8 protein-coding genes and 1 rRNA gene are annotated in these 9,654 nt (G+C 71.1%); 3 read left to right on the forward strand and 6 right to left on the reverse strand.

The annotated features are described in order from the left end of the window. The first annotated feature begins 134 nt into the window (after nt 1-134). Nucleotides 135-1,469 carry a VOC family protein gene (locus F6W97_RS35480; RefSeq protein WP_155374937.1) on the forward strand — a complete coding sequence of 445 codons (1,335 nt, stop codon included), beginning with the start codon at nt 135-137 and terminating at the stop codon, nt 1,467-1,469. On the opposite strand, the gene F6W97_RS35485 is transcribed toward F6W97_RS35480, so the two are convergent. The 3 genes from F6W97_RS35485 to F6W97_RS35495 are packed head-to-tail and all read right to left on the reverse strand — an operon-like array spanning nt 1,466 to nt 5,893. After that, complete coding sequence (locus F6W97_RS35485; protein WP_155374938.1) at nt 1,466-1,921, reverse strand: DUF4233 domain-containing protein; 456 nt, start codon at nt 1,919-1,921, stop codon at nt 1,466-1,468. The genes F6W97_RS35480 and F6W97_RS35485 overlap by 4 nt on opposite strands. Nucleotides 1,922-1,943: 22 nt before the next feature. Further along, nucleotides 1,944-3,266: a bifunctional folylpolyglutamate synthase/dihydrofolate synthase gene (locus F6W97_RS35490; RefSeq protein WP_155374966.1), complete on the reverse strand. Its 1,323-nt coding sequence runs from the start codon at nt 3,264-3,266 to the stop codon at nt 1,944-1,946. 35 nt (nt 3,267-3,301) lie between these two features. After that, complete coding sequence (locus tag F6W97_RS35495; RefSeq protein WP_155374967.1) at nt 3,302-5,893, reverse strand: valine--tRNA ligase; 2,592 nt, start codon at nt 5,891-5,893, stop codon at nt 3,302-3,304. 126 nt (nt 5,894-6,019) lie between these two features. Here F6W97_RS35495 and F6W97_RS35500 point away from each other — a divergent pair, with 126 nt between their 5' ends. Beyond that, nucleotides 6,020-6,739, forward strand: coding sequence for a hypothetical protein (locus tag F6W97_RS35500; protein WP_155374939.1), 720 nt, complete (start codon nt 6,020-6,022; stop codon nt 6,737-6,739). Nucleotides 6,740-6,870: 131 nt separating this feature from the next. Here the strand turns inward: F6W97_RS35500 and F6W97_RS35505 are convergent, their stop codons facing one another. Both F6W97_RS35505 and F6W97_RS35510 read right to left on the reverse strand, forming a co-directional pair. After that, on the reverse strand, nt 6,871-7,899 hold the full coding sequence (locus tag F6W97_RS35505; RefSeq protein WP_155374940.1) for a CU044_5270 family protein: 1,029 nt from the start codon (nt 7,897-7,899) through the stop codon (nt 6,871-6,873). Between the two features lie 11 nt (nt 7,900-7,910). Next, nucleotides 7,911-8,453 carry an RNA polymerase sigma factor gene (locus tag F6W97_RS35510; RefSeq protein WP_155374941.1) on the reverse strand — a complete coding sequence of 181 codons (543 nt, stop codon included), beginning with the start codon at nt 8,451-8,453 and terminating at the stop codon, nt 7,911-7,913. A 127-nt stretch (nt 8,454-8,580) separates the two neighbouring features. Here F6W97_RS35510 and F6W97_RS35515 point away from each other — a divergent pair, with 127 nt between their 5' ends. Then, nucleotides 8,581-9,351: a phosphotransferase gene (locus F6W97_RS35515; RefSeq protein ID WP_230687245.1), complete on the forward strand. Its 771-nt coding sequence runs from the start codon at nt 8,581-8,583 to the stop codon at nt 9,349-9,351. A 229-nt stretch (nt 9,352-9,580) separates the two neighbouring features. Here F6W97_RS35515 and rrf read toward each other — a convergent pair. Next, nucleotides 9,581-9,654, reverse strand: a 5S ribosomal RNA gene (gene rrf / locus F6W97_RS35520); the annotation flags it as partial.

A 9,654-nucleotide genomic window follows, 5' to 3' on the forward strand; every position in this document is an offset into this window, starting at 1 on the left:
CGAGGTGGGCTCATCAGCCTACCGAACTGCACTTTCCTCGATCGACGGACCCGCCTAAGGTCATGGATTGAAGACACAGCGTTGCGGGGAGGCGGCGCGCTGTGGTCGTGCACACAGCGCTCGGGGAGGCACGCGTGGCACGGTTAGGGCGCAAACCGGTCCGGCCCGGCCGGGTCACCACCGCCGTGTGCCTGGGCGCGCTGGGGCTGTTCGTCATCTCGATGTCCGCAGGTCTGGGCAGCTGGCCGCTGGGCGCGGTCGGCGCGGCGATGGTCGTCGTCGCAGTGGCCCTGCTGACCACCGCCTCGATGCTCGGCGCGGACAAGGCGTACGTGGTGGGCACCGTGCACGTGGTGAAGGCCTCCGAGCCGCCGCTGAGCGCCGAGTACGGCCGCTGCGAGATGCAGGTGCTGGTGGACGCGCCCGGCCATCCCGGGCAGACCGTGGTCATGAACGACCCCCGGGTGCCGGTGCTGAAGTGGCCGGACGCCGGTGACACGCTGCCCGCCCTGGTCGCCGTCGCGGACGCGCGGCGCATCAAGATCCAGTGGGAGAAGGTCGGCACCCACGGCGAGCGCTACGAGCAGGCGTTCGACCACGGCGACGACGAGTTCTACCACGATCCGGGCGACGACTACGACGATCCGCACTTCGACGACCCGCACCATGACGACGACCCGGGACACGACGACCACCACGGATCCGACGACACCTACGCCGGCTTCCGCGACGACGACCCGATCGACCTCGACTCGGTGCCGGTGAACGATCCGCTGCCCCGGCGCCAGCCGAGCCCGCACCGCCGCCCGCCCGCGCCGCGCCATGACCCCACACAGGACCCCATGCCGGATCCCGCGCAGGTCGCCGTGCTGGAGGGCGAGCTGTACACCGGCGACGTGCCCGGCCCGCGCACCCCGATGGACGCGGAGTCGCCGGACTTCACGCACATCGACATGATCGACTTCGCGGACGTGCCGGAGCCGACCGCACCCGCGATCTCGGACACCCTCACCGGCCCGGTGGCGCTGCCCCCCGCGACCGGCGCCGGCATCGACGACCTGCTCGTCGCGTCACCGCACGCCCGCCCCGCCTCGGCCGGTTCGATCCAGGGTGTGGGCATCACGCTGCTGGTCACCGACCTTGACCGCTCCCGCGGCTTCTACCACGACCTGCTCGGCTTCTACGAGATCGACGGCGGGCCGGGCAACCTGGTGCTCGCCTCCGGCGACACCCGCCTGGTCCTGCGCACCACTCCGGAGCTGGCCCCGGTGAACCGCCGCCACGTGCACCTCAACCTGGAGGTCGGCGACGTCGACGCGGTCTACCGGGAGCTGAAGGTGCGCGGCGTCAAGTTCACCTACGCCCCGCGCGTGGTCAACCACGGCGAGCGCCTCGAACTGTGGGCGGCCTCGTTCAAGGACCCCGACGGCCACGGCATCGCGGTCATCGAGTGGAAGGCGCGCGGCTAGCGGGCCACGGTCCGGCGCACGTACAGCACGTAAGCCCAGGTGAGCCCGAACACGACGCCCACCACGGCGAACGCCCAGTGCAGGAAGCCCAGCAGCAACAGCGCGACCTGGAACACCGAGACCGCCCACCAGCCCCACGGGAAGCGCAGCGTCGCCGACAGCGCCACGGCCACCACCACGGCGACCAGCGCCACGGTCACCGCGGTCATGCTGCCGCCCGGCGGCCGCAGCACCCAGATCGGCAGCAGCGCCAGCAGCAGCACCAGCGCCTCCAGCACCAGGGTGCCCGCGCCCAGCCCGCGCACCGCCCGGGACGGGTTGCGCAGGCCGCTGGGCTTGCCGCCGAGGGTCAGCTGCAGGTCCCGCTCCCGGGCCTCACCGGGCTTGTGGCCGGCCGGGCCCTCCGGGGCGGTGCCGGCCGCGGCCTCGTCCGGGTGGCTGTGCTCGGTCATCCGCGCTCCCCGTGCCGCTCGCTCATCGCTGGAACAGTTTCCGGGCGTCGGCGACGGTGACGACCGAGCCGGTGATGAGCACACCGACGCCGCTGATGCCGGCGTCGATGTCCGCCTCGGCCAGGGTCACCGCGGCCTCGATCGCGTCGGGCAGCTCCGGGTGGATGTGCACCCGGTCCTCACCGAAGATCTCGTACGCGATCTCCGCCAGCTCCTCGGCGGGCAGCGACCGCGGCGAGGAGTTGCGGGTGCAGACCAGCTCGTCGACGACCGGCTCCAGCAGATCCAGCACCCCGTCGGCGTCCTTGTCGCCGAGCATGCCGACCACGGCCACCAGGCGGCGGAACGAGAACTCCTCGGTCAGCGCGGCGACGGTGGCGGCCATGCCGTGCGGGTTGTGCGCGGCGTCGACCAGCACGGTCGGCGCGTTGCGGACCCGCTCCAGCCGGCCGGGCGAGGAGCTGGACGAGAAGCCCTCGCGGACCACCTCCACCTCCAGCTGCCGGTCCTTGCCCGCACCCAGGAAGGCTTCCACCGCGGCGAGCGCCAGGGCCGCGTTCTGCGCCTGGTGCGCGCCGTGCAGCGGCAGGAAGATCTCGTCGTACACCCCGCCCAGGCCCTGCAGCGTCAGCACCTGCCCGCCGAGTGCCAGGTTGCGCTCGATGACGCCGAACTCGCTGCCCTCGCGGGCGACGGTCGCGCCGACCTCGGCGCAGCGCTCCAGGATCGGCTCCATCGCCTCCTCCGGCTGCAGCGCGCAGATCAGCGTGGCGCCCTCGTGCACGATGCCCGACTTGGCCAGCGCGATGTCGGCGACCGTGTCACCGAGCCACTCGGTGTGGTCCAGCCCGATCGGGGTGATCACCGCGACGCCGGCCTGGATCACGTTGGTGGCGTCCTCGGCCCCGCCGAGCCCGACCTCGACCACGGCGACGTCCACCGGGGCGTCGGCGAAGGTCGCGAACGCCAGCGCGGTGGTCATGTCGAAGTACGTCAGCGGCTCGTCGTTGCGCGCGTCGATCAGCTCCGCGAGGGGGCCGACCTCGGCGTACACCGCGGTGAAGCGCTCCTCGTCGACCGGCTGCCCGTCCAGGCTGATCCGCTCCCGCACCGTCTCCAGGTGCGGGCTGGTGTACCGGCCGGTGTGCAGCCCGTGCGCCCGCAGCAGGCTGTCGATCATGCGAGCCGTCGAGGTCTTGCCGTTGGTGCCGGTCAGATGGATCGACGGGTACGCCCGCTGCGGGCTGCCGAGCACGTCCAGCAGCTCCTCGATGCGGCCGAGGTCGAACACCATCCGGGTGAAGCCGCGCCGGTCCAGCGCGGCCTCCACCTCGGCGTAGGACATGTCCTGCCCGTCTTGAGCGGAAGAGCTCACGAATGTCACCCTAGCTGCGCGAGCGCGGCGTCGATGCGAGTCACGTCGGCTTCGGCCGTGGCGAGCCGTTCGCGCAGCTTCGCCACCACCTGCTCCGGAGCCTTGGCCAGGAATCCTTCGTTGCCCAGCTTCGCCGTCGCCTGGGAGATCTCCTTCTCCGCGGCGGCCCGGTCCTTGGTCAGGCGGGCCCGCTCGGCGGCCACGTCGATGCTGCCCCGGGTGTCCAGGGACACCGTGACGCCACCCGCGACCGCGACCGTGCCGGTGGCCGTGAAGCCGTCCCCGGGCGCGTCCAGCCGGGCCAGGAAGCGCATCAGCGGCTCGTGCGCGGCGATACCGGCGCCGGCCAGCCCGTCCAGGGACGCGGCCACCCGCTGACCGGGCTTGAGGCCCTGGTCGGCACGGAAGCGCCGGACCTCGGTCACCACCCGCTGCAGCGTCTCCAGCTCGGCCTCGGCCGTGTCGTCGATCAGCGCAGAGTTCGCCGTCGGCCACGCCGCGACCATGATCGAATTGTCGCCCTCGACCTTGTTCAGGGCGCACCACAGCTCGTCGGTGACGAACGGGATGACCGGGTGCAGCAGCCGCAGCAGCTGGTCCAGCACGTGCCCCAGCACCCGGCGGGTGCGCTCGGCCGCGGCGGCGTCGTCGCCGGTCAGCACCGGCTTGGCCAGCTCCACGTACCAGTCGCAGACGTCGTCCCAGGCGAAGTGGAACAGGCTGTCGCAGACCTTCGCGAACTCGTAGTTCTCGAAGTACTCGTCGACCTCGCCGATGGTGTGCTGCAGCCGGGACAGGATCCACTTGTCGACCGTCGACAGCTCGGTGGGCAGCTCGCCCTCGGTGTGCGCGCCGTTGATCAGCGCGAACCGGGTGGCGTTCCAGAGCTTGTTGCAGAAGTTGCGCGAGCCCTGGCACCACTCCTCGCTGACCGGCACGTCCGAGCCCGGGTTCGCGCCGCGGGCCAGGGTGAACCGGGTCGCGTCCGCGCCGAAGCGCTCGATCCAGTCCAGCGGGTCGACGACGTTGCCGAACGACTTGCTCATCTTCTTGCCGTACTGGTCGCGCACCATGCCGTGCAGCGCCACCACGTCGAACGGCTGCCTGCCGTCCATGGCATAGAGGCCGAACATCATCATCCGGGCGACCCAGAAGAACAGGATGTCGTACCCGGTGACCAGCACACTGGTCGGGTAGAACTTCGCCAGGTCGGCGGTCTGCTCGGGCCAGCCCAGCGTGGAGAACGGCCACAGCGCCGACGAGAACCAGGTGTCGAGCACGTCCTCGTCCTGGCGCCAGCCCTCGCCGGTCGGCACCTGGTCGTCGGGGCCGACGCAGACGACCTCGCCGTCCGGGCCGTACCAGACCGGGATGCGGTGCCCCCACCACAGCTGGCGCGAGATGCACCAGTCGTGCATGTTGTCGACCCAGGCGAAGTAGCGCTTGGACAGCTCTGCGGGCTCGATCTTGGTCCGGCCGTCGCGCACCGCGTCGCCGGCCGCCTTGGCCAGCGGGCCGGTGTTGACGAACCACTGCAGCGACAGCCGCGGCTCGACCGTCGTCTTGCAGCGCGAGCAGTGCCCCACCGCGTGCACGTACGGCCGCTTCTCGGCCACGATCAGCCCCTGCTCGCGCAGCGCGGCGACCACGGCCGGGCGGGCCTCGTACCGGTCCAGGCCCTGGAACGGCCCGTGCACCGTGATGATCGCCCGCTCGTCCATCATCGTGATCGAGGGCAGGTTGTGCCGCTGGCCGATCTCGAAGTCGTTCGGGTCGTGCGCCGGGGTCACCTTCACGCAACCGGTGCCGAACGCCGGGTCGACGTGCGCGTCGCCCACGATCGGGATGCGCCGGCCGGTCAGCGGCAGCTCCACCTCGGTGCCGATGAGGTGCTTGTAGCGCTCGTCGTCGGGGTGCACGGCCACCGCGGTGTCACCGAGCATCGTCTCGGCCCGGGTGGTGGCGACCACGATCTCGTCGCTGTACCGGATGGAGATCAGCTCGCCCTCGTCGTCGCTGTGCTCCACCTCGATGTCGCTCAGCGCGGTCAGGCAGCGCGGGCACCAGTTGATGATGCGCTCAGCGCGGTAGATCAGGTCGTCGTCGTACAGCTTCTTGAAGATGGTCTGTACGGCCCGCGACAGGCCCTCGTCCATGGTGAAACGCTCACGCGACCAGTCGACGGAGTCGCCGAGGCGGCGCATCTGCCCGAGGATCGCGCCGCCGGACTCGGCCTTCCACTGCCACACCCGCTCGACGAACGTCTCCCGGCCCAGGTCGTGACGCGACAGACCCTCCGCGGCGAGCTTGCGCTCCACCACGTTCTGGGTGGCGATGCCCGCGTGGTCCATGCCCGGCAGCCACAGCGCCTCGAAGCCCTGCATCCGCTTGCGGCGGATCAGCGAGTCCTGAATGGTGTGATCGAGCGCGTGGCCGACGTGCAGCGAACCCGTCACGTTCGGCGGCGGGATCACGATGGCGAACGGCGGCTTGTCACTCTTGGCGTCGGCGTCGAAGTGACCGGCGGCTACCCACGACTCGTACCGCCGCTGCTCTACCTCGCCCGGCTGGTACGCGGCGGCAAGCTCGGAGGACAACGGGGCGCGCGGCTCGCGCGGCTGCTGGCTGAGTTCGGTCACCCGCCAAGTCTACGAAGCGTCACTACGTCCACCGCTGGCAGGCCATCGCTTGCTAGGCTCCGCGGGTCGGCGGAAGGTGGGCACATGTCAGAGCAGGACGCGAAGGTACGCCAGGAAGCGGCGACGCCGGAACCAGCGGCGCTGCCCGACGAGATCCCGCAGTACGCCCGTCCCGCCGTGCGGATGATGCCCGGCCCCGCGGCCGCGGAACCCGAGGACGAGCCCGCGGCGCACAGCAAGCGCCGCCGCTGGACCCTCACCGTGATGGCAGTGCTCGGCGCGGGCGCGGTGGCCGCCGCGTTCACGCTCGGCCCGACCCTGTTCCGGATCACGCAGCAGAACGACGCCAAGCTCACCATGCCGGAGAAGATCGGCGCGATGGTCCGCGACGACAGCCCCGCGGCCAAGGACACCGCCGGCTACCTGCTGACCGCGCTGGCCGCCGACATCGAGCTCGACACCACCGCCACGGGCATCTACACCGACCCGGCCGAGGGCACCGCCAAGAGCGTCATGGTCTTCGGCGGCACCACCACGATGTTCAGCCCCGAGCGTGAACTCGACACCGTCCTCAAGCTCATGGAGGACGAGACCGGCGGCGTCACCGGCCTCAAGGAGTACGAACCCGGCGACCTGGGCGGCGTCCTCAAGTGCGGGTCCGCCGACGCCCCCGACGGTGTGATGGCCGTCTGCGGCTGGGCCGACCACGGCAGCATCGCCCTGGCCCTCTTCCCCGGCCGCACCCCCGCCGAAGCCGCCCCCCTCATGACCACCATCCGCACCACCACCCTCACCCGCCCCTGACCCACCCCGCTCGCGTTGATCATGAACTTATGGCACGGTTCGACGGCGTGTCGGCGCCATAACCTCATGATCGACCGCGCTCGCCTGGCGTTTGCCGGGCCACCCGAAGCAGGCGGCCCGGCATGCGGGGATCAGCCGAGGCGGTCGGTCCGGTCGGTCGCCAGGATCACCTGGTAGGCGGCCATCCGCAGCGGGCCGACGGTCAGCAGCTCACAGGCGAGCAGCTCACCCGTACCGGCATGGAAGATCAGCAGGTGCTGCTGGCCGTGCGCACGGTCGTCGAAAGTGACGGCGACTCCGGCGCGGCCGGCCCGGTCGGTCACCTCACCACGCCACCGGAACCCCGGCACGTCGGCGAGGATGCGCAGGATCTCCGCGCGGGTACCCCGCGCGACGGCGTACCGGCCGAAGACATTGCCGGTCTCCTTGCTGACCACCCCCGCACCCAGGTCGGTCTTGAGCAGTGCGGTCAGCCCCGGCCGGGCCGAAGGCAGCACGGGGTCGAACGCCGGCAGCGGGAGGTCGTCGGTCGAGGAGGCCTCGGCGACGGGCAGGCGGCCCGCCCAGTAGTCACGCGAGGCCCGGTCCGGGTATTCCGGCACACCCATGGTGGTCGTCTGCCGACCCGTGGCACCGGGAGTCCACCAGACCTTCGACTCCCGGGAGAAGGCGATGGAGAACCGGCCGTCGGGCGAGGTCATCACCGGATCACCCCATACCTGCTTGTGGTGATAGGTGAACCTGCCCGCACTGCTCTCGTACGGCGCGTCGACCAGCCCGTCGGCCAGCGCGCGCAGCCGGGGTCCCGCCGGCACGTCCGTGCCCGGCCGGTACGCCACCGGAACGAGCACCCGCCCCGCCCCCGCGCCGGAAGGATCGGCGGGACCCGGCTCCACACCGGCGGGCAGGTCCGGCGTCACGATCACCGCCACCGCTCCGGCGGCCACGGCGATCGCCCCGGTGGCGAAGACCATCCGCCGGGGCAGTCGCACGTCGCGCCGCACGGCGGACGGCTCAGCAGTCGACTCGGCAGTCGACTCGGCAGTCGACTCGGCCCAGGCGATGAGCTCGCGTGCCGAGAGCCGGGGCGGTTCGGGCGGCGTACGGCGAGCCGGGTCGGCAGGGCCGAGGAGGGTGCGGGTCCGCTGCTCTCCGAACATCACAGGTCCTTTCACGATCGGGCCAGCTTGCGGTGTGGCACGGGCGAGGTGTGCGCGGCCGACATGGCGGCGGTGAGCCGACCACGGGCACGGTGCAGCCGCACCGCCGCGGTGGTACGGCTGCAGCCGAGCACCTGCGCGGCCTCGGAGACCGTCAGCTCCTCCCAGCCGATCAGCCGGAGGATCTCCTGGTCGAGTTCGGAAAGCGCACGCATGGCAGCCCGGACGTCGGCCACCATCACGGTCGCGTCGGCACCGACCGCGCCCCGTTCCCGCAGGACGTCCGCCTCCGCGATCGGCACCTGCCGCCCCGCAGCCCGCAGTGCCCGCCAATGGTTGGCCAGCAGGCGTCGAGCCACCCCGTACAACCAGGGCAGACAACGTTCGGGCACCTCGTCGCGCCGACGCCACGCAACGGCGAACACCTCCTGTGCCAGCTCGGCGGGCGCGTCCGCGTCAGCCAGCCGACGCCGGCCGTACTGGAGGAGCTGCTGATAGTGGTCCTCGTAGATCTTGGTGAACCAGTCTTCGTCGCGGCCGGGCGGCGGGCCCATGCGAACTCCCTACGGCGATGGCGATTGTCACCCTGTTCTGTGTCAGCGGCGGCACGATGATTACCGGTGAGCCCATGCCCGGACGAAGGGTCCCCGGCGGTGATCAGCGTTGGCTAGGGTGCCCGGCATGGTCCATACCCATGAGTTGACCGTCGAGGGAACGCGGCTGACGAAGCGCTACGTCTCCTGGGACCGTGATGAGCATCTGCGCGAGTGGACGGCACTGCAGCTGGCACACCGCCACGAACCCGGCCTGGTGCCGCAGCCCCTGGACGCGGATCTCACCGCGAAGCCGCCGACCGTGACCATGTCGGTCGTGCCGGGTGAGCCTCTCTCGGGCGCGTTCACCCCGGCACAGGCACGTGCACTCCACGCTGCCCTGGCCGCGCTCTGGCGGGTCCCGCACGAGGAGCTGGCGACTGCCTGGCCCTGGTCGGATGACCTCCGTTATGCACGGATGCTGACTGACGGGCCACGACCCGACGGCGGTCTCCCCGCCGAGGCGTACGACGCCGCCGTGTCCTGGTGGGACGGCCCCGATCCGGAGTCGCTGCGCAGGCCGCCGACCGACGTGGTGCTCGGGCAGCGCGATCCGCACCTGGGCAACTATCTGTGGGACGGGAACCGGGTGCGCATAGTGGACTTCGAGGATGCCGCAGTCTCGGATCCCGCGACGGAACTGGCGATCCTGTCCGAGCACCTGTCGCTGCGCGCGACCGACACCGAGGCGTTCTGCGCAAAGTTCGACGTGGACGGCTCGCGACTGCTGGCGGCCCGCCGGCTGTGGGCGATGTTCTGGCTGCGGCTGCTTCTGCCCGGCGGCCGCTCCGCCCACCGCAACCCACCAGGCGCCGCCGACACCCAAGCCGCACGCCTCCTTCACTTGCTACACCACTGAGCCCACCCCAAACAGGGCACTGGCTCCTTGATCGCTGTTTCGGGTCGGATACTGCGGTTGGACCCGAGGTCGTGACATCAGACAGCGATCAACGCTTGAGCCGGCGGTGGAAACCACCGGCGGCCGGCCGGCGGGCATAAAAAAGGGGCCCCGCTACGGGGCCCGAATAAGGGTGTGGATACGCGTCAAGGCCCACCCCGTGAGGGGTGGGCCTTGAGCTGCGATGTTTGTCCGGCGGCGTCCTACTCTCCCACAACGTCCCCGTTGCAGTACCATCGGCGCTGGAGGGCTTAGCTTCCGGGT

The organism is Catellatospora vulcania, assembly GCF_009720385.1.
Lineage (GTDB): Bacteria > Actinomycetota > Actinomycetes > Mycobacteriales > Micromonosporaceae > Catellatospora > Catellatospora vulcania.